Origin of the sequence: Sphingopyxis sp. H053 (genome assembly GCF_001468225.1) — a bacterium.
Lineage (GTDB): Bacteria > Pseudomonadota > Alphaproteobacteria > Sphingomonadales > Sphingomonadaceae > Sphingopyxis.
Genome location: NZ_LNRU01000002.1, coordinates 491,604 through 513,459, shown reverse-complemented (window position 1 = coordinate 513,459; position 21,856 = coordinate 491,604). Strand labels below are relative to the sequence as shown.

The following is a 21,856-nucleotide window of genomic DNA, read 5'->3' as shown; positions in this document are numbered from 1 at the left end:
CCATGCGGCGGCGCCATGAAAACCACCCGTTTCCACGCCGCCGTCGCGGCCATCGCCCTTCTTGCCATTGCTCCCGCCGCGTCGGCGGCGCCTGCCAAGGGCGACGCGCCGATCACCGAGGCCCAGCTCGCCGATCATATCAAGGTGCTGGCGAGCGATGCGTTCGAAGGCCGCGCCCCGGGAACCGAGGGTGAGGACCGCACGATCGCCTATATCGTCGGCGAATGGGCGAAGGCGGGGCTCGAAGCCGTTCCGGGCAGCGCCACGCCCTGGCTCCAGCCGGTGCCTTTCGTCGAAACGCAGGCACTCGGCGGCAGTGCGAAGTTCAAGGTCAATGGCCGCGACTTCGCGCTGGAGGATGACGGCATCATCCTGAGCAGCCGCGACGCGTCGGCCTCGTTCGCCGATCTTCCCGCCGTCTTCGTCGGCTATGGCGTCGACGGCGCGGGCAAGGTCAATGCCGACGTCAAGGGCAAGCTCGCGATCATGTTGTTCGACAATGTCCCCTTCGGTGACAAGCTGCCGCGCTATCGCGAACGGCGCCAGATGCTCGCCGATGCCGGCGCGAGCGCCGTGCTGGTGATCGCCACCGACGCGGTGCCGTGGGCGCAGCTCCGCGAAAGCGCCGGCGCCAAGTCGATGCGCCTTGCGGGCGCCAAGCCGGGCGCGCCGGTCAGCGGCTTCCTGTCGCTCGAGGCGGCCGATGCGCTGCTCAAAAAGGCGGGGCAGGATGGCGGCGCGCTCCGCGAAGCCGCGAAATCGCCCGATTACAAGGGCGCGGTCCTGCCCGTGACCGCCGACATCACGGCGAAATCGACCGCGCGTTCCTTCGCCAGCAACAATATCATCGCCAAGCTTCCCGGCGCCAAGCCCGACGGCAAGGCGATCCTGTTCCTCGGCCACTGGGATCATCTCGGCATTTGCGAGCCCGAAGGCGCTGCCGATCGCATCTGCAACGGCGCGGTCGACAATGCGAGCGGCATTGCGGTGCTGATCGAGGTCGCCAAGCGGCTGGGCTCGGGCACGCGTTCCGACCGCGACATCTATTTCATGGCGACGACGGCCGAAGAAAAGGGCCTGCTCGGCGCGCATTATTTCGCCGATCATCCGGTCGTGCCGCTGTCGGATATCACCGTCGCGCTCAACATCGACACGATCGCGATTTCGCCGCGCGGCACCCCGGTCGCAACGATCGGACGCGGCAAGCCCGCCTATGACGCCGTGGTGCGCGAGGCGGCGACGAAGCTCGGCCGCAAGCTCGACGAGGATGGCGAGGCCGACGCCTTCATCCAGCGGCAGGACGGCTGGGCCTTGGGCGCCAAGGGCGTGACGACGCTGATGGTCGGCGGCAGCTTCTCGGACATGAAGCTGCTCGAAGCCTTCCTCGGCAGCGATTATCACAGCGCCGCCGACAATTTCTCCGACAAGATCCCGCTCGGCGGCGCGGCTGAGGATGCCGACCTGCATGTGGCGATCGGCCGGGCGTTCGCCGATACGAAGCGATGGCCGGGCAAATAATAGAAAGAATAGACGTCGCCCCCGCGAAGGAGTGAAGGGTCGGATTGTCCCCCGGACAATCCTTGGACATGCGGGGCATGTCCAACCCTTAACTGGCGCTATCGGCGTAGCGCAAGGCTGCCAGCGGCCCCCGCTTTCGCGGGGGCGACGCTAATGATCAGGCCGCCTGCTTGGCGCGGTCGGCCATTTCCTGATTGAGCATTTCGGCGAGCAGGAACGCGAGTTCGAGGCTCTGCCCCGCGTTGAGCCGCGGATCACAATGCGTGTGGTAGCGGTCGGCGAGATCCATCTGGGTCACGTCCATCGCGCCGCCGGTGCATTCGGTGACATTCTGGCCGGTCATTTCGATGTGGATGCCGCCGCCATGCGTGCCCTCGGCGCGGTGCACGGCGAAGAAGCCGCGCACTTCGGCGAGGATGCGTTCGAACGGGCGCGTCTTGTAGCCATTGGGCGTCTTGATGACATTGCCGTGCATCGGGTCGCACGACCAGACGACGGGGTGTCCCGATTCCTTCACCGCGCGCACCAGCTTCGGCAGGTGCGCTTCGATCTTGTCGTGGCCGTAACGCGTGATCAGCGTCATGCGGCCCGCGACATGGTTCGGGTTGAGCGTGTCGAGCAGGCGCAGCAGCACATCGGGCTCGAGGCTGGGGCCGCACTTCATGCCGACCGGATTGCCGATCCCGCGCAGATATTCGATGTGCGCCGAGCCCTCGAAGCGGGTGCGGTCGCCGACCCACAGGAAGTGGCCCGAGGTGTCGTACCAGCCGCCGGTCAGGCTGTCCTGCCGCGTCAGCGCCTGCTCATAGGGGAGCAGCAGCGCCTCGTGGCTGGTGTAGAAGCTGGTGCCCTTGATCTGCGGCACCGTTTCGGGGGTCACGCCGCATGCTTCCATGAAGGCGAGCGCTTCGGAAATCCGCGCCGCGGTTTCCTGATATTTCTTCGCCCACGGGCTGCGGTCCATGAAATCATGCGTCCACGCGTTGACCTGGTGCAGGTTCGCATAACCGCCGTTCGCGAAGGCGCGCAGCAGGTTCAGCGTCGCCGCCGACTGGTTATACGCCTTGACCATGCGCTGCGGATCGGGCTCGCGGCCCGCTTCCTCGAACGCGATGTCGTTGATGATGTCGCCGCGATAGCTTGGCAGTTCGACGCCATCGATGTCTTCCATGTCGGCCGAACGCGGCTTGGCGAACTGGCCCGCCATCCGGCCGAGCTTTACGACGGGCATCTTCGACGCGAAGGTCAGCACGACCGCCATCTGGAGCAGCACGCGGAAAGTGTCGCGGATGTTGTTCGGATGGAATTCGGCAAAGCTTTCGGCGCAGTCGCCGCCCTGCAGCAGGAACGCCTTGCCCTCCGCGACGCGGCCGAGATCGGCGGTCAGGTCGCGCGCTTCGCCGGCAAACACCAGCGGCGGATAATTGCTGAGCTCGCGCTCGGCGGCCGCCAGCGCATCGGCGTCGCGATAGGTGGGAAGCTGGCGGGCTTCGTGCGAGCGCCAGCTATGCGGTTGCCAGTTTTTTGTCATCTGCCTAATCTTTTCGCGTTCGAATCGAGCGCCACATGGCGCCTATGCCGCGCGGAAGCAATGTTTCCGGCACGATCAAACCCGAAAATTAGCATTATCGTGACATCTGCGCACCTATGCTTTTCTTGAGAGACCAAAACTGGTAGTTTATTACACGCTGCGGAAATGCGATTAGCCTCGCGCGACCAAGGCTTTTGGCTATCGACAACGTTATACACCCGTGACCCGGGCCTGGGTCTCGATGCGAAGCGATTGGCTATGAGTTTCGATTCCGCATGGTTCCTCTATGGGGCGCTGCTGCTCCTGTTGGCGACAAGTTTTGTCGTGCGGATCGACTATGTCCGCATCGGCCTTGCCGCGGCGGCGTTGGTGGCTTTGCCCTTGGCCTTGTTTCGCGGGCCCGACGTCGGTTCCAGCCTGCTCGTGCTCGCAATCCTCGTCGTCAACATCGGCATTTTGGCGCGGCTGTGGCTGCGCGGCACGAAGGTGTTGTTTTCGCCTGAAGAAGAGGAATTGCGGCGCCAGCATTTTTCCGGCCTGGGCACCGCGGCCGCGCGCGATCTGATCGATCAGGGGCACTGGATTTCGGCAAAGCGCGGCGAGGTGCTGATCCGCGAGAATCAGGCGGCACCCAGCCTCTTCTATCTGGCCGAGGGACAAGTTGCGATCCTGCGCGACGGCGCCGAGATCGGGAGGCTCTCGGACGGCGCGCTGATCGGTGAGGCGACGGTGCTCGATGGCGCGCATGCGACCGGGACGGTGACGCTCGGCAGCAACGCCCGGCTGTGGTTTGTCCCGGCCGCGGCGCTGCGCGCCTATCTGGCGGCCAATCCCGGGATCGCGGGCGCGCTCCACGAGGGTTTTGCGCGCGCCCTTCGCGGCAAGCTGGCGAGCGCGAACACGCGCATCGCCGAGCGGTCGACAATTTCTTGAGCACGGCGCTTCCCGGCCTCGAAACTGCAACCGGCGCCTGCTAAGTCCTCGGTCCATGACGATGATTCTCTATGGCATTTCGAACTGCGACACGGTGAAGAAGGCGCGGCGCTGGCTCGACGAGCAGGGCGTTGCCTATCGCTTTCACGACGTGCGCAAGGATGGGCTCGACGCCGCGCGGCTGCAGGACTGGATCGACGCGCTCGGTTGGGAAAAATTGCTCAACAAGGCCGGGACGACCTTTCGCAAGCTGCCCGACGCGCAAAAGGAAGGGCTCGATGCCGCCGCTGCAAAGGCTTTGATGCTCGACCAGCCGGCGATGATCCGCCGCCCGGTGGTCGAGGCCGCGGGCGATATCAGCGTCGGCTTTTCGGCCGATGACTGGCAGGCGCGTTTTGCGGCATGATCCGGTCGCTCGCGGCGCTGCTGGCCTTCATGCTGCTCGCCGGTTGCGGGGCTGATGCCGTGACCGCGCAGCCGACGCTCGATGGCCAGCCGCCGATCGTGATCGCCCATCGCGGCGCGTCGGGCGAACGCCCCGAACATACGCTGGCGGGTTACAAGCTCGCGATCGACCTTGGTGCCGATTATATCGAGCCCGATCTCGTGCTCACCAAGGACGGCGTGCTTATCGCGCGGCATGAGAATGAGATTTCGGAAACGACCGACGTCGCCGCACATCCCGAATTTGCTGCTCGCAAGGCGACGAAGACAATCGACGGGCAGGATGTCACCGGCTGGTTCACCGAAGATTTCACACTGGCCGAACTCAAGACGCTGCGCGCGCGCGAGCGGCTGCCGAAGCTGCGCAGCACCGAATATGACGGGCAGTTCGAAATCCCGACCTTCGAGGAAATTCTGACCCTGCTCGCCGAGGTCAACAAGGACCGGAAGAAGCCTGTCGGCGTCTATCCCGAAACCAAGCACCCGAGCTATTTCGTGTCGATCGGCCTGCCGCACGAGGCGCCGTTGCTCGCGGTGCTCGATCGCTTCGGTTATCGCGGCCGCACCGCGCCGGTGTTCACCCAGAGCTTCGAGGTCGGCAATCTGATGGACCTGCGCGCCAGGAGCGACCTGCCGCTGATCCAGCTGATGGATGGCGAGGGCGGACCCGCCGACCGGCCGGGCACCAGCTATGCCGCCATGACGTCGCCCGCGGGGCTGAAAATGATCGCCGCTTATGCCGACGGCATCGGCCCCAACAAGGCGATGGTGATCCCGCGCGGCGCGCTCGGCCGGCTCGGCAAACCCACCGACCTCGTGCGCGATGCGCATGCCGCGGGGCTCAAGGTCCATCCGTGGACGTTCCGCCGCGAAAATTATTTCCTGCCGCTGGACGACAAGGGCGGGGTCAATCCGGCCGGACATGGCGATCTCGCGGGTGAAATCGCCGCTTATCTGAAGACCGGTATCGATGGCCTGTTCAGCGACAATCCGCGCGAAGCGGTGGCGACGGTAAGGAAGGAAAGCGGACAATGACCGAAAGAGCCTTGGACCAGAGCGGCCTGTCGATCCGGCCCTTCGTCCTCGGCGGCAATGTCTTTGGCATGACCGCGGGGCGCGATGCGAGTTTTGCCGTTCTCGACCGCTTCGCCCTGCTTGGTGGCGGGATGATCGACACCGCCGACGTCTATTCGGCGTGGGTTCCCGGCCACAAGGGCGGCGAATCCGAAAGCATGATGGGCGCGTGGCTGAAAGAAAGCGGCGCGCGGGACAGCGTGCTGATCGCGACCAAGGTCGGGATGATGCCCGGCGGGCTGAAGCCCGACCGCATTCGCGAGGCCGTGCAAGATTCGCTCGACCGGCTCGGCACCGACGTCATCGACCTCTATTTCGCGCACAAGGACGATCCCGACGTGCCGCTCGACGAAGTGCTCGGCGCCTTTGCCGAGCTGGTCGACGCCGGCATCGTGCGCGCGATCGGGGCGTCGAACTATTCGGCCGACCGTTTGGCCGAGGCGCTGCGGGTGGCGGACGAAAGGGGTCTGCCGCGCTTCACCGCGATGCAGCCCGAACTCAACCTGCTCGACCGCGACCAATATGAAGGCGCGCTGCAACAACTTTGCATCGACGAGGGGCTGGGGGTCGTCACCTATTTCAGCCTCGCCTCGGGCTATTTGTCGGGCAAATATCGCAGTGCCGACGACCTTGGCAAAAGTCCGCGGGGCGCGCGCGTCAAACCCTATCTGGGCGGCAAGGGGCCGGCGGTGCTGGCCGCGATGGACCGCATCGCGGCGGAAACGGGCGCCACCCTGTCGCAGATCGCCCTCGCATGGGTTGCCGCGCAACCGGGCGTGACCGCGCCGATCGCCAGCGCGACGTCGGTGGAGCAGCTGGACGAGCTGATGGGCAGCCTCGACCTCCGCCTCAGCGACGAGCAGCTCGCGGCGCTCAGCGCGGCCTAAGGCCCGGCCCGACACCACCGGGGAGGGGCATCGGTCCGGGCCCGCGCGGCCGCGCTGTCTCAATCGCTGGCGTCATCCCACTGGAATACGACCTCGAGCGGCTTGTCGAAGACGTGCGCGATCCGGAACGCGACCTCGAGCGACGGCGAATATTTGCCCTGCTCAATCGCCGCGATCGTCTGCCGGGTCACGCCGACACGGTCGCCAAGCTCGCCCTGCGTCATTTCGTCGGCGAGGAAGCGGAGCGTGCGAATGTCGTTGGTGAAAGGCGGCCTAGCCATGCGGGCCTCGACGATGGGCTGTCCGAGCGTTGCCAATCCTCATGCGCCGGTCCGATAGAAACGGATCTGCAGTCCCAGCCGGACGAGTTCGGCGACCACGGCGGCCGCCAGAACGGCGTTGAGCACCAGCACCAGGTCGCGCGTGATGTGCGCGAGCGCGAAACAGCCGGCAAGCCCGGCGATCAGGACATAATAAGCGAAGCCGCTGGCGCGCCGCGTGATATTGCGGTCGCGCTCGTCGGCGGGGGCATTTGCATCCCGGGGTCGCATCACCGCAAACAGCGTCGCCGCAGTCGTCATGACGATCGTGAAGATGATCGCCAGCGCGATCAGCAATCCCGCCTGTGCCGCCATGCCCTCGCGGTCGCCGACACCATAAGGGAAAATCCAGAAATAGGCTGAAAAGCCGAGCAGGATCACCGCAAAGCTCAGCCAGTCGATTTTTTCGCGAAACGCCATCCTGCGAATCTCCAATGTTCGTTCTGTCTGACTTTATGTTAAAAATATACAACATGGAGTCAAGCAGGATTACCATTGCTGCTCTTCGACCTTTCGCTCCGGCCCACGAGGGGCTAGACCCCCGCCCCATGTCCACGCTCCCGAAAACGCTCACCTTCGACACATCGACCAGCCGCGCCAATCCGACGCCGCAGCCGATGAAACGCCTCACCGTACCGCGCATTCGCCAGCGCAAGGGCGGCGAACCGCTCGTGATGCTCACGGCCTATACCGTCCGCATGGCGCAGCTGCTCGACCCGCATTGCGACATGCTGCTCGTCGGCGATTCGCTCGCGCAGGTGATCTACGGCCTGCCGCACACCGTCGGGGTGACGATGGACATGATGGCGCTGCACGGCGCCGCCGTCGTGCGCGGCAGCTATCACGCCGCGGTAATCGTCGACATGCCGTTCGGCAGCTATGAGGGCAGCCCGCAGCAGGCGTTCGACAATGCCGCGCGGCTGCTCAAGGAAACCGGCGCGGCGGCGGTGAAGGTCGAGGGCGGCAAGGTGCTGGCCCCGACGATCGAATTCCTGACCCAGCGCGGCATTCCGGTGATGGGTCATGTCGGACTGACCCCGCAGGCGGTGAACATCCTCGGCGGCTATGGCGTGCGCGGCAAGAGCGAGGAAGAAGCCCGCTCGATCGTCGAAGACGCGATTGCCGTCGCACAGGCCGGCGCCTTTTCGATCGTGATCGAAGGCGTGCTCGAATCGATCGCGATCGAGATCACGAACAAGGTCGATTGCCCGACGATCGGTATCGGCGCTTCGGCAGAGTGCGATGGCCAGGTGCTCGTCACCGACGACATGCTCGGCATGTTCGAACGCGTTCCCAAGTTCGTCAAGCGCTATGGAAATATGGCGAGCGTCGTCGAAGGCGCGGTCAAGGACTATGCCGACGAAGTCAGGTCCCGTTCATTCCCGACCGAGGATCAGACCTACGCAGGTTAAGAGTCCGGCGAGCCGTGCAGAGTGAAACGCTTGGCGTTTTTCGGCGCCGTCGCTAAGGAAGCGGCCGGCGCGATGCTGAAGGCCCGGGCCAATATTGAGTTTATGGAGGTTTGATTGGCGCTGAGCCCGACGAATGATGCCGCGCTGTTGCAGGAAGTCGACGAAGCCGTCCGCAAGGACCGGCTCGATACGATCATGCAGCGCTATGGCCGCTGGATCATCGGCGGCGTCATCGCCGCCCTGCTGGCGTTCGGCGGCTATCTCTTCTGGAGCCACCAGCAGGATGCCGCGCGCGGCGAGCAGGCCGAAGAATTGATCGCGGCGTTCGAAAAGCTCGGCACCAACCAGCCGCGCGCCGCGGCGACCGATCTGCAGAAGCTCGCCGCCGAAGGCGATCCCGCCTATCGCGCGGTCGCGCAGATGCAGCAAGCGAACATCAAGGCGCAGACCGGCGATCTGAAGGCGGCCGCCGCCCTGATGGCGAAAGTCGCCGCCGATACGAAGCTCGACCAGGCGCTGCGCGATCTCGCGCTGATCCGCCAGACGGCGTTCGAATATGACACGCTGAAGCCCGAAGTGGTGATCGCGCGGATGAAGCCGATGGTCGATGCGAAGGATCCGGCGTCGAGCTGGTTCGCGAGTGCCGCCGAACTGTCGGCGACCGCGCATTACCAGCTGGGCCAGTTCGACCAGGCGGGCGCGCTGTATGGCCGCATCGCCAAACTGCCCAATGTGGCCAAATCGCTGCAATCGCGCTCGGTGCAGATGGCGGGGATGCTCGGCGTCGATGCGGTCGCGGACCGGGCGGACGAAAGCGCCGCAGCCGAAAACAAGGGCGCGGCGCAAGCCGCCGCCGCCGGGGACCAGAAAGGCAATGCCGCGCCAAAGGCCGCTGCAGCCGCAAAGACTGAGGAAGCCAATTAATATGCGGAAAGCGCGTTTCGGAATTTATGCGGCGCTGCTCGCGCTGCCGCTGACGGCATGTGGGGTGCTGAAGGGCGACGGTCCGCCAAAGACCCCGACGGTCGGTGACCGCGTCTCGATCCTGTCGAACGACAACAGCGTCAAGGTCGATCCGGCCACCGCGTCGATCGCGGTCGTGCTGCCCGAACCGGCGGTCAACGCCGCCTGGGCGCAGTCGGGCGGCAACGCATCGAAATCGATGGGCCATCCGGCGCTCGCCGCGACGCGGACGAAGCTGTGGGAAGCCAATATCGCGGGCAGCACCAACAAGCAGCGGATCGCCGCCTCGCCGGTGATCGCCGACAACCGTCTGTTCGTCGTCGATACCGACGCCGTGGTGACCGCCTTCGCCGCCGACACCGGCGCGAAATTGTGGAGCGTGCCGATCGGAAGTACCGGCAAGGATTTCAAGGCGTCGCTGTTCGGCGGCGGCGCTGGGGTCGACGGCAATGTCGTTTATGCGACCAGCGGCGTCGGTGACGTCGCGGCGCTGAACGTCGCCGACGGATCGGTGATCTGGAAGGTGAAACCCGCGGGCCCGCTGCGCGGCGCGCCGACGATTGCCTTTGGCGGTGTCTATGTCATCAGCCAGGACAACCAGATTTTCGCGCTCAACGCCGCCGATGGTGCGGTGCAGTGGCAGGCCACCGCATCGGCAGAGGCGGGCAGCGTGTTCGGTGCCGCCTCGCCCGCGGCGGGGCAGGGGACGATCGTCGCCGGCTTCTCGTCGGGCGAGGTCCAGGCCTATCGTTACGAAAACGGCCGCGATCTGTGGGAAGACGCGCTCGCGCGCACCTCGATGGCGCTGTCGGTGTCGACGCTCACCGACGTCGACGCCGATCCGGTCGTCGATCGCGGCCGCGTCTTCGCGCTCGGGCAGGGTGGCCGTATGGCGAGCTATGAACTCGTCACCGGCCAGCGCAGCTGGGAAATCTCGATCGCCGGCATCTCGACGCCTTATGTCGTCGGCGAATGGGTCTATGCGATGACCGACGACGCCAAACTGCTGGCCGTCGCGCGCGCGAACGGCAAGGTGCGCTGGCTGCAACAGCTCGCGCGCTTCCGCGTCGAAACCGAAAAGAAGAAGAAGGATCCGATCCGCTGGACCGGACCGATTCTCGCCGGCGGCCGTCTGATCGCGGTCAACAGCGAGGGCGTCTTGTCGGAATTCTCGCCGACCGACGGCTCGCTCCTGGGTACGACCGAATTCAAATCGCCGCTGTCGCAGGCCCCCGTGGTTGCGAACAATATTTTGTACGTCCTCGCGGACGACGGGCAGATCACGGCCTGGCGCTGATACAGCGTCCGGGCCGGGGCGGCCCGGTGTAATAGGGATAAGTCTCATGTCGCGATTCGCGACGATTGCCATTGTCGGCCGGCCCAATGTCGGCAAATCGACGCTGTTCAACCGGCTGGTCGGCAAGCGCCTTGCGCTCGTCGACGACCAGCCCGGGGTGACGCGCGACCGCCGCGAGGGCGACGGGCATCTGCTCGGCCTCGATTTTCGCATCGTCGATACCGCGGGTTTCGAGGATTATGACGCGGCGACGCTGCCCGGCCGCATGCGCGTGCAGACCGAAAAGGCGGTGCGCGAGGCCGATGCGGCGCTGTTCATGATCGACGGCCGCGCCGGCGTGACCCCGCTCGACGAGGAAATCGCGCGCTGGCTGCGTAGCGAGGACACGCCGATCATCCTCGTCGTCAACAAGGCCGAGGGGAAACAGGGCGAAAACGGCTTGATGGAGAGCTATTCGCTCGGCTTCGACAATCCGATCGCGCTCAGCGCCGAGCATGGCGAAGGCGTCGTCGATCTGTTCGACGCGCTGCGCCCGATCGTCGATGCATTTGACGCCGCCGCGTTCGAAGCGGTGCCCCCGCGGGTCGAAGGCGACGAAGAGGATGAAGACGCGCCGCTCGGTCCGCTGAAGCTCGCGATCGTCGGCCGCCCCAATGCGGGCAAGTCGACGCTGATCAACCGCATGATTGGCGAGGACCGCCTGATCACCGGGCCCGAAGCCGGGATCACGCGCGATTCGATCCGCGTCGACTGGCAGTGGGAGAAAGACGGCGAGGTCCACGAGATCCAGCTGTTCGACACCGCGGGCATGCGAAAGCGCGCCAAGGTGGTCGAAAAGCTCGAGAAGCTCTCGGTCGCCGACGCGCTCCACGCGGTCGATTTCGCCGAGGTCGTCGTCCTGCTGCTCGACGCCACCAAAGGCCTTGAGTCGCAGGATCTGCACATCGCCGACCGGGTGTTGCAGGAAGGCCGCGCGCTGATCGTCGCGCTCAATAAATGGGATGTCGCCGAAGACCCGTCGTCGTTGTTCAACGGCGTGCGAACCGCGCTCGAAGACGGGCTCAGCCAGGTCAAGGGCGTTCCGGTTCTCAGCATTTCGGGCGCGACGGGCAAGGGCATCGACACGCTGGTTCGCGTCGCGTTCGAACAGCGCGCGATCTGGACCAACCGCGTCTCGACCGCGAAACTCAACCGCTGGTTCGAAAATGCGGTCGAAAACAACCCGCCGCCGGCACCGGGCGGCAAGCGGATCAAGCTGCGCTATATCACGCAGGCGCGCACCCGGCCGCCGACGTTCGTCGTTTTCGGCACGCGGACCGACAGCCTGCCCGGAAGCTATACGCGCTATCTGGTCAATGGCATGCGCAAGGAATTGGGTTTCCAGGGCGTTCCAGTGCGCCTCAACTTCCGCAATTCGCGCAATCCCTATGATGAATGACGACGCCTAAGACATTGGGGGCGCTGGTCGTCGATGCGCGCGGCATGCGCTGCCCCTGGCCCGCGCTCAGGCTCGCGCGCGCGATGCGCGATGCGTCCGACGTGCTGCTGATCGCCGACGATCCGCAGGCGGGGCGCGAGGTTGCGGCGCTTGCGGGCGAGCATGGCTGGTCGGTCGAGACCGATGTCGCGACCGCCGACGAGGGACGCTGGCGCGTCCGACGCTGACCCAAAACGGGGCGACTTTCTTTGCGGCACCCCTGACACCGTAACGTCTTTTTTACCCAACTTCGGCATGGACCGGTTGGGACCACGGCCGAATTTGAACACCAAGGGACTAAAGCATTGGACGAAATCCTGGTCGATTGGGATGAGTTTCGCGCGACGCGCACCCAGTTGGGCGCCGCGTTCGTACGGATTCTCGGCTATTTTCGCGAAGACGGCACCAAATCGGTTGCCGCCATCGAAGAGGCAATGCGCGCGCGCGACGCCCGCGGCCTCGTCATGCCCGCGCACACGTTGAAAAGCGAAGCGCGGCAGTTCGGCGGCGAGAAACTCGGCGCGCTCGCCGAGGATATCGAAGTCTTCGCGCGCCATTGCGTCGAAAGCCAGACGAGCCCCGAAGAATATCTGCCGCGCGTCGTCGAACTGCGCCGGCTGTTCGAGGAGACGCTCGGCGCGCTCGAACGCGAAGCGAACCCACTCGTCCAGCGCCGTCCGACGGGTTTTGGCCGCGCGGTCGGCTACTGACGCATCGGTTGCAGCGACCCGCGCGCGAGGCTGCGCCACAGCCATTCGAGCGGGCCATAGCGATAGCGGTCGAGCCACGGCTTCGACCAGAGCAGCATGACCGCCCACATAGCGATGCAGAAGAGATAGAGCGTCCAGCGGCCGACGTCGCCGAACAGGCCGATCCCATAGCCATAGAAGATCGTCGTCATCACGATGCTGGTGCCGAGATAGTTGGAAAAGGCCGCGCGACCCGCTGCCGCGACGCGGGTTATCCAGGCGCTGGCAGCAGCGCGCCGGATCAGCAGCACGAGCAGCGCGGCATAGGCGATCGTCATCATCAGTCGTCCCGGCCCCGCCCACGCCATGAAGGCATTGACCGCGACGAGATAATCGAAGCCCGCGCGCCACTGGAGCCAGCCGACGAGCAATGTCAGCAGCACGCCGGGAGGCAGCCAGCGCAGCGCGATCCGCCGGTAGTCGGCCGCCGCCCATGCCCCCGTCAGGAAGCCGTTGCGGAACAGCGCCATGCCGAGCATCATCAGCGGCAGTGTCTCCCATATCGTCATCAGCACGCCGACGAACGGATTGATCGCGGTATCGAGCCGTGAGTTGAGGATCGGTAGATAGGGGCCGCGATAGAGCGCGAGTTCCTCGGTCACCTCGCCGTCGATCTTGGCATATTCGGCGCGGACCTCGCGGCCCGCCTCGGCCATCGGCGAAGCGGGATTGTCGGCCGCGCTTCCGATCGCAAGCTGCGCGCCGAAGAAAAGCGACGTCAGGACAACGCCGAGGGTGAAGATGCCCAGCGCCCATTTGATCAATCGGCGCGGTTCCCACGCGCGGAAGCGGAAGGCGACGCAGCCGACGGCGGCATAAAGGAACAGGATGTCACCCCACCAGAGGAAGACATAATGGCAGAGACCGAAGACCGCGAGCCACGCCATGCGGCGGTAGTGCACCGAGCCCGGATCCTGTCCCGACGCCTCCGCGCGGTCGACGATCAGGAGCATGCTCGCGCCGAACAGGATCGAGAACAGCCCGCGCATCTTGCCGTCAAAGAGGAGGAAGCCGAGCGCCCAGGCGGCGATGTCGGCCCCGGTTTCGCCGCCATAGGCCTTGGGCGAAACATAGGCCATTTCGGGCATCGCAAAGGCGGCGATGTTCATCGCCAAAATGCCCATCACGGCGAAGCCGCGCAGCGCGTCGAGGGTGACGAGGCGTTCGCTTGCAACTTGTCTGTCTTCGCGCATATCGCCCTCCACTGTGTTATTCGCCTATAACGGTTGGGGCGACGATCCGTCCAGCGCTTTAACCTGCTATTGACATCTATGTCAGTAATGCTATCTGAGCATCATCACCTGATTCGGACGAGGCCAGCCATGACCCCCACCATCTTCTCCCACCCCGACCGCCAGCCGCAGAAGTTCCGCCCGTTCAAGGCGTTCCAGCACTTCCGCAAGCTGATCGCGGACAAGGAAGACACCGAGCAGGTGTTCCACATCTTTGAAAATTTGCCGCGCAAGGGCTTCATGGACGACGCGCGCGCCTTCGTCGAAAGCGATTTCGGCCAGAAGCTGATGGAACGCGAACCCTATCTGCCCGACCTGCTCGACGACCATGCATGGATCGACGAACTGCCCGAGGGCAGCGTCGGCCACGCCTATGTCACCTTCATGCGCCGCGAAGGCCTCTCGGCCGCGGGGCTCGTCGCCGAAAGCGACAAGATGGGCCGTCCCAAGTTCGACGATCAGGTGCAATGGTATTCGAACCGTCTGCGCGACACGCACGACCTGTTCCATATCCTGACCGGCTATGGCCGCGACGCGCTCGGCGAACAGTGCGTGCTCGGCTTCACCTATGGCCAGACGGGCAACTACGGCAATTTCTTCATCGCCTATGCCGGCGGTTATGAGGTGAAGCGCGGCGTCAAAAGCGACGCGCCGGTGTTCGGCGCGATCCGCCAGGGCCAGCGCCACGGCAAGGCGGCGAAGGCGATCATCGAGCAGGACATCCGCTCGCTGCTCGCCGAACCGCTCGAAGCCGCGCGTGCGCGGCTGGGGATCGGCGAGCCGACGCTCTATCAGGAAGCGCACCGCGCGTACCGCAACCGTGGGATCGATCCGTACAACTTCCTCGCGGCAAAGGCTGCGATGGCCTGAACTGTCCCCGGCGAAAGCCGGGGAACCCGGTGCTCAGGCGACGCTTTCCGGCCAGACGCGCGGGCTGCGCGGCGTCTCCAGCCTGTAGTCGGAATAGGATCGCGAAAATATCTCCCGGCCCAGGCGTTCGGCGTCGCCGATCGGGTTCGCCGGATCGTTTCGCACTTCGCCGCGGCTGTTGCCGGCCCCGCGCACTACGTTGACGAAGTCCGAATTGGTGTAGCGGGAAAATTCCTGAATCTGGTGGATAATGCCGAGGGCGACGCCGGGATATGTTTCCTCGGACGCGAGCACCAAGCCGAGCCGTTTGCCGGCCATCGCCGCAAGCGCGTCCTGCGAGCCCGGATAGGAGGCCGCATAATAGCAGAAGCTGCGATCGAAGAACGCTTTGATCTGGGCGGACACGCCGTACCAATAGATGGGCGAACAAAAGATCACCCCTTGCGCGGGCAAGAACTCGTCGAAGAACAGGGCGCGATACGGGTCGTCGATCGCGCATTCCCCATCGGGCCCGCGGCATTGGCGGCAATCGCGCAGAAACCCCGAAATATGGTCATCCAGAAATCGCAGCGCGACATCGCTGCCCGCCGCCTCGGCGCCGCGCCGGACGGCTTCGGCAAGCGTCGCGGTGTTTCCGTTCCTGCGCGGGCTTCCGACAAGAATGAGCAGTTTTTCCGGCATATCGGCCGATCCTTTCGCGTGGGACACGGCGCGGCTGCCATGTCTTGTTGACGCAAAGGGGTGGCGTGATACTTTCGATTGATCAACTACCTACTATTTTATCAGGTACACACTTTCAGGTAAGAATTGGTAATCATGTCGACACGCAATCAACCCTATAATGACGGTCTTGGGCCGGTGTTCGCGATTATCGGCGGAAAATGGAAGGCGCTGATTCTTTGGGAGCTTCACGGCACCCCGGTGCGCTTCGGCGCGCTCAAGCGGCGTATCGACGGAATCAGCGAAAAGATGCTGATCCAGCAATTGCGGGAAATGGAAGCCGATGGTCTGGTCCACCGCGAGATGTTCCATCAGGTTCCCCCGCGTGTCGATTATTCGGTTACCCCCTTGGGGGCATCGCTCAACGAAGCGCTGACGCCGCTATGCGAATGGGGGAAACATAATCTGCCCGGCGGCCGGTGATGTTGGTCAGTCGAGCTTCGCGATCAGCGCTTGCGCAGCGGCGGGGTTGCGAACCTTCGCGCCGGATATGAAGAAGATATAGACGTCGCGGTCGCCGACCGCCCAATCCTTGGCGCGCTTCGCCCAATGGTCGAGCGCCTTCGCATCATAGCCGGTTTCGACATCGTCCTGACTGCGCTGGAGCCGCGCATAGGTGAAGTCGGCGGTCTGTTCGTCGATGCACGGAAATTCGTCGCTGTCGGCGAAGACGACCGCCATGTTCCGTTCGCGCACCATGTCGATAAAGGCTTGGTCGCGGAAGCTTTCGTCGCGCACCTCGATCGCGTGGCGGAGCGGCAAGCCGTCCTGCGTATCGGGAAGCAGGTCGAGGAAGCCCGCGAAATCGTCGCGGTCGAACTTCTTCGTCGCCATGAACTGCCAGTGGATCGGGCCGAGCCGGTCGCCGAGCCGCGTCAGCCCCTGCGTCAGAAATTTCTCGATCGATGCCGCGCCTTCCGCCAGCACCTTGCGGTTGGTCGTGAAGCGTGACGCCTTGACGCTGAACTGGAACCCGTCGGGCACCGACTCCGCCCAATTGGCGAAGGTTTCGGGCTTCTGGCTGCCATAATAGGTGCCGTTGATCTCGATGCCGGTCAGATGCTGGCCGGCATATTCGAGCTCGCGCTTTTGCGCGAGGCCGGCGGGGTAGAAGGGGCCGCGCCATGGTTCGAAGGTCCAGCCCCCGACTCCGACATAGATGCTCATTGGCCCCTCACTTTCAGCTATTATGCGAGCGCGGCGTCGGCCCCCATCAGGTTAGGGAAGAAGCCTTCATGCGCTTCGCGCAGTTCGGCGAGCGTCACCTGATGGTCGCTGCCTTCGAGTTCGAAGACGATGCGATCCTTGATCGTGCGTCCGACCGGATCGACCGGCACGTCGGCGCGGCCCGCGGCGTCGAGGAAGTCGGCGAGGCAGGTGTCGCACACCGTCACGAGGTAAAGCCCCTGATCCTCGCCGAAGAAGCTTTCGGCGACGCCGAACGGCTGTTCTTCGCTGACGAGCACCCCGATGTTCGACTTCAGCGCCATTTCGGCGAGCGTCACCGCCATGCCGCCGTCCGATACGTCGTGACAGGCGGTGATCCAGCCGGCGTTGATCGCGCCGCGGATGAAGTCGCCGGTGCGCTTTTCGGCGCGGAGGTCGACGGGCGGCGGCGGGCCTTCCTCGCGGCCCAGAATCTCGCGGAGCCACACCGACTGGCCGAGGTGGCCGGCGCGTTCGCCGACCGCGAGCACGATGTCGCCGGTGCGCTTGAAGCCGATGCCGACCGCTTTCCCGAGATCCTCGATCACGCCGACGCCGCCGATCGCGGGGGTCGGCAGGATCGCGCTGCCGCCGCCGGTCGCCTTGCTCTCATTATAGAGGCTGACGTTGCCCGACACGATCGGATAGTCGAGCGCGATACACGCCTGTGCCATGCCGTCGAGACAGCCGACGATCTGGCCCATGATTTCGGGGCGCTGCGGGTTCGCGAAGTTGAGGCAATTGGTGATCGCGAGCGGGGTCGCGCCGACCGCGCTGATGTTACGCCAGGTTTCGGCGACCGCCTGCTTGCCGCCCTCGACGGGGTCGGCGTAGCAATAGCGCGGGGTGCAGTCGGTCGACATCGCGAGCGCGCGGTTGGTGCCGTGGATACGGACGAGCGCGGCGTCGCCGCCGATCTGCACCGTGTCGCCGCCGACCTGGCTGTCATATTGTTCCCAGATCCAGCGGCGGCTGGCGATGTCGGGGGTGCCCATCAGCGTCTTGAGGTCCGCGGCGACATCCTTCGTCTCGGGGACGTTGGTGAGGTCAGCCTGCTTCGGGGTCGGGACATGCGGGCGATCATAGAGCGGGGCGTCGTCGGCGAGCGGCGCGAGCGGGATGTCGCAGACGATCTCGCCTTTATGCTCGAGCACCATGCGGCCGGTGTCGGTGACAGTGCCGATGACCGCGAAGTCGAGTTCCCATTTGTGGAAGATCGCGGCCGCGAAATCTTCGCGACCGGGCTTCAGCACCATCAGCATGCGTTCCTGCGATTCGGACAGCATCATTTCATAGGCCGTCATGCCGGTTTCGCGCTGCGGCACATCGTCCATCTTGAGGTGGAGGCCGACGCCGCCCTTCGACGCCATTTCGACCGACGAGGAGGTGAGGCCCGCGGCGCCCATGTCCTGGATCGCGACGATCGCGTCCGACGCCATCAGCTCAAGGCACGCCTCGATCAGCAATTTTTCGGTGAAGGGATCGCCGACCTGCACGGTCGGGCGCTTTTCCTCGGCATCCTCGCCGAAGTCGGCCGACGCCATCGTCGCGCCGTGGATGCCGTCGCGGCCGGTCTTCGAGCCGACATAAACGATCGGATTGCCGACGCCCGATGCGGCCGAATAGAAGATCTTGTCCTGTTCGGCGACGCCGACGGTCATCGCATTGACCAGGATGTTGCCGTCATAGGCTTTGTGGAAATTGACTTCGCCGCCGACGGTGGGGACGCCGACGCAATTGCCGTAACCGCCGATGCCGTGGACGACACCCGAGATGAGATGCTTCATCTTCGGATGGTCGGGGCGGCCGAAACGCAGCGCGTTGAGGTTCGCGACCGGACGCGCGCCCATCGTGAACACGTCGCGCAGGATGCCGCCGACCCCGGTCGCCGCGCCCTGATAGGGTTCGATATACGACGGGTGGTTGTGGCTCTCCATCTTGAAGATCGCGGCGAGCTTCTTGCCGCCTTCGCCGGTGCCGATGTCGATGACGCCGGCATTTTCGCCGGGGCCGCAGATCACCCACGGCGCCTCGGTCGGCAGTTTCTTGAGGTGAAGGCGCGAGCTTTTATAGCTGCAATGCTCGGACCACATGACCGAGAAGATGCCGAGTTCGACAAGGTTCGGCTCGCGCCCGAGCGCGTGCAGGACGCGATCATATTCCTCGGGCGAAAGCCCGTGCTCGGCGACGATTTCGGGGGTGATGGCGGGCGCTTGCTGAGTCATGGCGCGCCTTTAGCCGCACAGGCGCAAAACGAACAGACCCCATGATGCATTTTGCACCATGGGGTCTGCGGTCGGAGAGACGGATCAACGCGAGGCGAGGGTGGCCGACGGCTTCACGAGCGGCGCGACGTCGCGCAGCGCGAAGCTGACCTGCTGCGAACCGACGGTGCCGCGCACGCGGTGCTGGCCGACGCGGAGCGTGAACGGCTTGCCGGTGCGTTCCTCGACGCCGCTGATCACGCGCGTGTCGCCGACCTGCGTGACGCTATAGCTGTAGGTACTGCCCTCATGCTCGAAGCGGTTGGTCGGCGCATCCTTGGCAAGGGCGACGGACGGCGCCAGCGCGAGCAGGCCGAGGGCGGGGAGAATGAATTTTTTCATGATGCAAGTCCTTGTCTGATGAACAAAACTTGCCTTTGAGCCCCTCTCTTCTTGTGCAGTGCAGCATGACCGGCTCGCGCGGCGCGGGCAATTGCAAAAAACAGAAGCGTGATTGCGCGGCGCGAAGGGGTCAGGTGCGGACGGGCACCGCGAGCCGCCGGTTGGCGCCCGCCCACGCCGCGGTCCCGGCGAGCAGCGCATAAGCGAAGAGCATCGTCGCGGGGATGGCGAGCGAATAGGCGGGCTCTTTCGGGCCGAACCAGTCGATCGCCTGCGCAAAGGCGAGCAGCCCGGCGAGTATCCAGAGCCGGCGGTTGCCGCCCGGCGCTTCGGTGCGGCGCTGATAATGAAGAAAGGCGCCGCCGATCAGCAATATCTCGAGCGGCATCGCGATCAGCGGATGATTCCAGAGCCCGAGCCCCAGTTTGGGCGGCATGCCATAGAGCGTCAGATCGGGAATATGGACGAGAAGGTCGATGAACCAGTGCGACACCACGACCAGCGCGGCGCTGATCGCCGCCTCTTTGCGCTTGGTCGCGAACCAGACGAGCACGCCGAAGATCTTCGCCCAGATCAGCGCGCCGAGCAGGCTGTGCGTATAGGGCATGTGGTACAGGTCCATCGGGTTCATCGCGGCGATGCCGGGGACGATCCGCATCGCCTCGATCCCCGGGACCAGCAATGCGGCAAAACCGATGTCGATGAGCTGCGCCGCGACGAACAATGTCCCGAGCCCCGCCGCCTTTGGACGGGCCGCGACGATCAGCGCCGGGGCGAAATGGCCGATGAACATGGCGCGACGCTATAGGGCAAAATCACCACGTCAAGCTTGACCGGACGGGGGCGAAGGGGCCAAAGCAGGGCGATGACGGACACCCCCGAACCCGCTCGAGAAGGCTTTGGCGCCGCCGATATCGCCTCGCTGTCGTTCGAAGCCGCGATGGGCGAGCTCGAAACGATCGTGCGAAGGCTCGAGAGCGGCGATGTCAGCCTCGAGGAATCGGTGACGCTCTATGAGCGCGGCCATGCGCTGCGCGGCCATTGCGAGGCGCGGCTCGCCGCGGCACAGGCGCGCATCGAACAGGTCAGCCTGGGTGCCGACGGCCGACCGGCGGGAACGACCCCCTTCGGCGAAAGCTGATCCACGGTGACGCTCGTCGACAGCGAAGTTTCGCGCGAGCGGCAATTGCTGCTTGCCACCCAGAATGAGGTTGCGGCCGGGATCGACACGCTGTTCGATCAACTGCTCGCCGTTCCGTCCGACCCGCGCGGGCCGCTCTACGAAGCGATGCGCCATGCGGCGGTGGCCGGCGGCAAGCGGCTGCGTCCGCTGCTCGTTCGCGCCGCGGGCGATCTTTTCCACGTCGACCGCATGCTGACCCTGCGCGTCGGGGCGGCGGTCGAGGCGATGCACGTCTATTCGCTGATCCACGACGACCTGCCGTGCATGGACGATGACGACATGCGCCGCGGCAAACCGACGGTGCACAAGGCGTTCGACGAGGCGACCGCGGTGCTCGCGGGCGATTCGCTCCACGCCCTCGCGTTCGAATGGCTGTGCGACCCGGTGACGAGCGCCGATCCCTTCGTGCGCGGCGAGCTCTGCTGCGAACTCGCGCGCGCCGCGGGCCCGGCGGGGATGGCGGGCGGGCAGATGATGGATCTCGCCGCCGAGACGTCGAATTTCGACCTGCCGACGGTGACGCGGCTCCAGCAACTCAAGACCGGGGCGCTGATCGCTTTTTCGGTCGAGGCCGGCGCGATCCTCGCGCGGATCCCGCCCGAGGGGCGCGCGCCGCTGCGCGCCTATTCGCGCGACATCGGGCTCGCGTTCCAGATCGCCGACGACATCATGGACGTCGAAGGCGACGAGGAACTCGCGGGCAAGGCGCTGCACAAGGACGATGCCGCGGGCAAGGCGACCTTCGTCACCTTGATGGGGCTCGAACGCGCGCGCGAGCAGGCGACCGCGCTCGTCGACCAGGCGATCGGCCATCTCGCGAGTTTCGGCGAAGAGGCGGCGCTGCTGCGCGCGATCGCCCGTTATGTGGTGGAAAGGGACCGTTGATGCGCATTGGGGTTTATCCCGGAACCTTCGACCCGATCACGCTCGGGCATATGGACATCATCCGCCGCGGCGCGAAGCTGGTCGACCGGTTGGTGATCGGCGTGACGACCAACATTACCAAATCGCCGATGTTCGACGACGACGAGCGCATCGACATGGTGAAGGCCGAGGTCGCGTCGATCGAGGGCGATATCCGCGTCGTCGGTTTCAATGCGCTGCTGATGGATTTCGCCGAGCGCGAGGGGGCGACCATGATCGTCCGCGGGCTGCGCGCGGTCGCCGACTTTGAATATGAATATCAGATGGCGGGGATGAACCAGCAGCTCAACGACCGGATCGAGACGGTGTTCCTGATGGCCGACGTCGGGCTGCAACCGATCGCATCGCGGCTGGTCAAGGAAATCGCGATTTTCGGCGGCGATATCCGGAAATTCGTGACGCCGTCGGTGCGCGATGCCGTCGTCGCGCGCATCGCCGAGCGGGGGCTCCTCCAAGGCGAGCGCTGATACCGATCATTGAGCGTTCAGCTTTTTCCGGCTAGGGCGCGCC

General features: G+C 65.0%; 25 protein-coding genes. 16 read left to right on the top strand and 9 right to left on the bottom strand.

Annotated features, from left to right (window positions below):
* The first annotated feature begins 15 nt into the window (after window positions 1-15).
* Complete coding sequence (locus tag ATE70_RS05510; RefSeq protein ID WP_231732789.1) at window positions 16-1,518, top strand: M28 family peptidase; 1,503 nt, start codon at window positions 16-18, stop codon at window positions 1,516-1,518.
* A gap of 157 nt (window positions 1,519-1,675) precedes the next feature.
* Here the strand turns inward: ATE70_RS05510 and ATE70_RS05505 are convergent, their stop codons facing one another.
* On the bottom strand, window positions 1,676-3,049 hold the full coding sequence (locus tag ATE70_RS05505; protein WP_058536899.1) for a class II 3-deoxy-7-phosphoheptulonate synthase: 1,374 nt from the start codon (window positions 3,047-3,049) through the stop codon (window positions 1,676-1,678).
* 258 nt (window positions 3,050-3,307) lie between these two features.
* Here ATE70_RS05505 and ATE70_RS05500 point away from each other — a divergent pair, with 258 nt between their 5' ends.
* The 4 genes from ATE70_RS05500 to ATE70_RS05485 are packed head-to-tail and all read left to right on the top strand — an operon-like array spanning window position 3,308 to window position 6,387.
* On the top strand, window positions 3,308-3,982 hold the full coding sequence (locus ATE70_RS05500; RefSeq protein WP_231732788.1) for a Crp/Fnr family transcriptional regulator: 675 nt from the start codon (window positions 3,308-3,310) through the stop codon (window positions 3,980-3,982).
* Between the two features lie 55 nt (window positions 3,983-4,037).
* Window positions 4,038-4,388, top strand: coding sequence for an ArsC family reductase (locus ATE70_RS05495; protein WP_058536897.1), 351 nt, complete (start codon window positions 4,038-4,040; stop codon window positions 4,386-4,388).
* Window positions 4,385-5,461: a glycerophosphodiester phosphodiesterase gene (locus tag ATE70_RS05490; protein WP_082639983.1), complete on the top strand. Its 1,077-nt coding sequence runs from the start codon at window positions 4,385-4,387 to the stop codon at window positions 5,459-5,461. Before ATE70_RS05495 ends, ATE70_RS05490 begins: the two co-directional genes overlap by 4 nt.
* A complete protein-coding gene (locus ATE70_RS05485) occupies window positions 5,458-6,387 on the top strand; it encodes an aldo/keto reductase (protein ID WP_058536896.1) in 930 nt (309 codons plus the stop codon). Before ATE70_RS05490 ends, ATE70_RS05485 begins: the two co-directional genes overlap by 4 nt.
* 59 nt (window positions 6,388-6,446) lie before the next feature.
* On the opposite strand, the gene ATE70_RS05480 is transcribed toward ATE70_RS05485, so the two are convergent.
* Both ATE70_RS05480 and ATE70_RS05475 read right to left on the bottom strand, forming a co-directional pair.
* Window positions 6,447-6,668 (bottom strand): helix-turn-helix transcriptional regulator, encoded by a 222-nt coding sequence (locus ATE70_RS05480; protein ID WP_058537029.1) that lies wholly within the window; start codon window positions 6,666-6,668, stop codon window positions 6,447-6,449.
* Window positions 6,669-6,707: 39 nt separating this feature from the next.
* Entirely contained in the window at window positions 6,708-7,127 is a 420-nt protein-coding gene (locus ATE70_RS05475) for a hypothetical protein (protein ID WP_058536895.1), read from the bottom strand.
* Window positions 7,128-7,255: 128 nt separating this feature from the next.
* Between ATE70_RS05475 and panB the strand changes: the two genes are divergently transcribed.
* The 6 genes from panB (at window position 7,256) to ATE70_RS05445 (ending at window position 12,566) form a co-directional block, all read left to right on the top strand.
* Complete coding sequence (panB, locus tag ATE70_RS05470) at window positions 7,256-8,119, top strand: 3-methyl-2-oxobutanoate hydroxymethyltransferase (protein ID WP_058536894.1); 864 nt, start codon at window positions 7,256-7,258, stop codon at window positions 8,117-8,119.
* Window positions 8,120-8,233: 114 nt separating this feature from the next.
* Window positions 8,234-9,043, top strand: a complete 810-nt coding sequence (locus tag ATE70_RS05465) for a tetratricopeptide repeat protein (protein WP_058536893.1) — start codon at window positions 8,234-8,236, stop codon at window positions 9,041-9,043.
* Between the two features lies 1 nt (window position 9,044).
* A complete protein-coding gene (locus ATE70_RS05460) occupies window positions 9,045-10,379 on the top strand; it encodes an outer membrane protein assembly factor BamB family protein (RefSeq protein ID WP_058536892.1) in 1,335 nt (444 codons plus the stop codon).
* 46 nt (window positions 10,380-10,425) lie between these two features.
* Window positions 10,426-11,817, top strand: a complete 1,392-nt coding sequence (gene der, locus ATE70_RS05455) for a ribosome biogenesis GTPase Der (RefSeq protein ID WP_058536891.1) — start codon at window positions 10,426-10,428, stop codon at window positions 11,815-11,817.
* The gene (locus ATE70_RS05450; protein WP_058536890.1) at window positions 11,814-12,044 is read left to right on the top strand and encodes a sulfurtransferase TusA family protein; all 231 of its coding nucleotides are present in this window, start codon (window positions 11,814-11,816) and stop codon (window positions 12,042-12,044) included. Before der ends, ATE70_RS05450 begins: the two co-directional genes overlap by 4 nt.
* 117 nt (window positions 12,045-12,161) lie before the next feature.
* Complete coding sequence (locus ATE70_RS05445) at window positions 12,162-12,566, top strand: Hpt domain-containing protein (protein WP_197411390.1); 405 nt, start codon at window positions 12,162-12,164, stop codon at window positions 12,564-12,566.
* Here ATE70_RS05445 and ATE70_RS05440 read toward each other — a convergent pair.
* Window positions 12,560-13,798: a DUF418 domain-containing protein gene (locus ATE70_RS05440; RefSeq protein ID WP_058537028.1), complete on the bottom strand. Its 1,239-nt coding sequence runs from the start codon at window positions 13,796-13,798 to the stop codon at window positions 12,560-12,562. The genes ATE70_RS05445 and ATE70_RS05440 overlap by 7 nt on opposite strands.
* Before the next feature lie 129 nt (window positions 13,799-13,927).
* Between ATE70_RS05440 and ATE70_RS05435 the strand changes: the two genes are divergently transcribed.
* Entirely contained in the window at window positions 13,928-14,707 is a 780-nt protein-coding gene (locus ATE70_RS05435; RefSeq protein WP_058536889.1) for a Coq4 family protein, read from the top strand.
* Between the two features lie 33 nt (window positions 14,708-14,740).
* Here ATE70_RS05435 and ATE70_RS05430 read toward each other — a convergent pair whose 3' ends face one another.
* On the bottom strand, window positions 14,741-15,388 hold the full coding sequence (locus tag ATE70_RS05430) for a flavodoxin family protein (RefSeq protein WP_058536888.1): 648 nt from the start codon (window positions 15,386-15,388) through the stop codon (window positions 14,741-14,743).
* A gap of 135 nt (window positions 15,389-15,523) precedes the next feature.
* Here ATE70_RS05430 and ATE70_RS05425 point away from each other — a divergent pair, with 135 nt between their 5' ends.
* Window positions 15,524-15,850: a winged helix-turn-helix transcriptional regulator gene (locus ATE70_RS05425; RefSeq protein WP_058536887.1), complete on the top strand. Its 327-nt coding sequence runs from the start codon at window positions 15,524-15,526 to the stop codon at window positions 15,848-15,850.
* A gap of 6 nt (window positions 15,851-15,856) precedes the next feature.
* Here the strand turns inward: ATE70_RS05425 and ATE70_RS05420 are convergent, their stop codons facing one another.
* The 4 genes from ATE70_RS05420 to ATE70_RS05405 all read right to left on the bottom strand — a co-directional run bounded on the left by ATE70_RS05420 (window position 15,857) and on the right by ATE70_RS05405 (window position 20,032).
* Window positions 15,857-16,594, bottom strand: coding sequence for a DUF72 domain-containing protein (locus ATE70_RS05420; protein ID WP_058536886.1), 738 nt, complete (start codon window positions 16,592-16,594; stop codon window positions 15,857-15,859).
* 20 nt (window positions 16,595-16,614) lie between these two features.
* Window positions 16,615-18,858, bottom strand: a complete 2,244-nt coding sequence (gene purL / locus ATE70_RS05415; RefSeq protein WP_058536885.1) for a phosphoribosylformylglycinamidine synthase subunit PurL — start codon at window positions 18,856-18,858, stop codon at window positions 16,615-16,617.
* An 84-nt stretch (window positions 18,859-18,942) separates the two neighbouring features.
* The gene (locus ATE70_RS05410; RefSeq protein WP_058536884.1) at window positions 18,943-19,239 is read right to left on the bottom strand and encodes a hypothetical protein; all 297 of its coding nucleotides are present in this window, start codon (window positions 19,237-19,239) and stop codon (window positions 18,943-18,945) included.
* Between the two features lie 130 nt (window positions 19,240-19,369).
* Window positions 19,370-20,032 (bottom strand): hypothetical protein, encoded by a 663-nt coding sequence (locus tag ATE70_RS05405; protein WP_058536883.1) that lies wholly within the window; start codon window positions 20,030-20,032, stop codon window positions 19,370-19,372.
* A gap of 72 nt (window positions 20,033-20,104) precedes the next feature.
* Here ATE70_RS05405 and ATE70_RS05400 point away from each other — a divergent pair, with 72 nt between their 5' ends.
* Genes ATE70_RS05400 through coaD form a run of 3 tightly spaced genes read left to right on the top strand, consistent with a single transcriptional unit; the run spans window position 20,105 to window position 21,813 of the window.
* Window positions 20,105-20,380: an exodeoxyribonuclease VII small subunit gene (locus ATE70_RS05400; RefSeq protein ID WP_058536882.1), complete on the top strand. Its 276-nt coding sequence runs from the start codon at window positions 20,105-20,107 to the stop codon at window positions 20,378-20,380.
* 45 nt (window positions 20,381-20,425) lie between these two features.
* Window positions 20,426-21,307 (top strand): polyprenyl synthetase family protein, encoded by an 882-nt coding sequence (locus ATE70_RS05395; protein ID WP_058537027.1) that lies wholly within the window; start codon window positions 20,426-20,428, stop codon window positions 21,305-21,307.
* Window positions 21,307-21,813, top strand: coding sequence for a pantetheine-phosphate adenylyltransferase (gene coaD / locus ATE70_RS05390; RefSeq protein ID WP_058536881.1), 507 nt, complete (start codon window positions 21,307-21,309; stop codon window positions 21,811-21,813). The genes ATE70_RS05395 and coaD overlap by 1 nt, the downstream gene beginning before the upstream one ends.
* Window positions 21,814-21,856 lie beyond the last annotated feature (43 nt).

What these genes read in the sequence shown, in the direction of transcription:
- ATE70_RS05510 (WP_231732789.1), top strand. Translation starts at nt 16, where the DNA reads ATGAAAACCACCCGTTTCCACGCCGCCGTCGCGGCCATCGCCCTTCTT.
- ATE70_RS05505 (WP_058536899.1), bottom strand. Translation starts at nt 3,049, where the DNA reads ATGACAAAAAACTGGCAACCGCATAGCTGGCGCTCGCACGAAGCCCGC.
- ATE70_RS05500 (WP_231732788.1), top strand. Translation starts at nt 3,308, where the DNA reads ATGAGTTTCGATTCCGCATGGTTCCTCTATGGGGCGCTGCTGCTCCTG.
- ATE70_RS05495 (WP_058536897.1), top strand. Translation starts at nt 4,038, where the DNA reads ATGACGATGATTCTCTATGGCATTTCGAACTGCGACACGGTGAAGAAG.
- ATE70_RS05490 (WP_082639983.1), top strand. Translation starts at nt 4,385, where the DNA reads ATGATCCGGTCGCTCGCGGCGCTGCTGGCCTTCATGCTGCTCGCCGGT.
- ATE70_RS05485 (WP_058536896.1), top strand. Translation starts at nt 5,458, where the DNA reads ATGACCGAAAGAGCCTTGGACCAGAGCGGCCTGTCGATCCGGCCCTTC.
- ATE70_RS05480 (WP_058537029.1), bottom strand. Translation starts at nt 6,668, where the DNA reads ATGGCTAGGCCGCCTTTCACCAACGACATTCGCACGCTCCGCTTCCTC.
- ATE70_RS05475 (WP_058536895.1), bottom strand. Translation starts at nt 7,127, where the DNA reads ATGGCGTTTCGCGAAAAAATCGACTGGCTGAGCTTTGCGGTGATCCTG.
- panB (WP_058536894.1), top strand. Translation starts at nt 7,256, where the DNA reads ATGTCCACGCTCCCGAAAACGCTCACCTTCGACACATCGACCAGCCGC.
- ATE70_RS05460 (WP_058536892.1), top strand. Translation starts at nt 9,045, where the DNA reads ATGCGGAAAGCGCGTTTCGGAATTTATGCGGCGCTGCTCGCGCTGCCG.
- der (WP_058536891.1), top strand. Translation starts at nt 10,426, where the DNA reads ATGTCGCGATTCGCGACGATTGCCATTGTCGGCCGGCCCAATGTCGGC.
- ATE70_RS05450 (WP_058536890.1), top strand. Translation starts at nt 11,814, where the DNA reads ATGACGACGCCTAAGACATTGGGGGCGCTGGTCGTCGATGCGCGCGGC.
- ATE70_RS05440 (WP_058537028.1), bottom strand. Translation starts at nt 13,798, where the DNA reads ATGCGCGAAGACAGACAAGTTGCAAGCGAACGCCTCGTCACCCTCGAC.
- ATE70_RS05435 (WP_058536889.1), top strand. Translation starts at nt 13,928, where the DNA reads ATGACCCCCACCATCTTCTCCCACCCCGACCGCCAGCCGCAGAAGTTC.
- ATE70_RS05430 (WP_058536888.1), bottom strand. Translation starts at nt 15,388, where the DNA reads ATGCCGGAAAAACTGCTCATTCTTGTCGGAAGCCCGCGCAGGAACGGA.
- ATE70_RS05425 (WP_058536887.1), top strand. Translation starts at nt 15,524, where the DNA reads ATGTCGACACGCAATCAACCCTATAATGACGGTCTTGGGCCGGTGTTC.
- ATE70_RS05420 (WP_058536886.1), bottom strand. Translation starts at nt 16,594, where the DNA reads ATGAGCATCTATGTCGGAGTCGGGGGCTGGACCTTCGAACCATGGCGC.
- purL (WP_058536885.1), bottom strand. Translation starts at nt 18,858, where the DNA reads ATGACTCAGCAAGCGCCCGCCATCACCCCCGAAATCGTCGCCGAGCAC.
- ATE70_RS05410 (WP_058536884.1), bottom strand. Translation starts at nt 19,239, where the DNA reads ATGAAAAAATTCATTCTCCCCGCCCTCGGCCTGCTCGCGCTGGCGCCG.
- ATE70_RS05405 (WP_058536883.1), bottom strand. Translation starts at nt 20,032, where the DNA reads ATGTTCATCGGCCATTTCGCCCCGGCGCTGATCGTCGCGGCCCGTCCA.
- ATE70_RS05400 (WP_058536882.1), top strand. Translation starts at nt 20,105, where the DNA reads ATGACGGACACCCCCGAACCCGCTCGAGAAGGCTTTGGCGCCGCCGAT.
- coaD (WP_058536881.1), top strand. Translation starts at nt 21,307, where the DNA reads ATGCGCATTGGGGTTTATCCCGGAACCTTCGACCCGATCACGCTCGGG.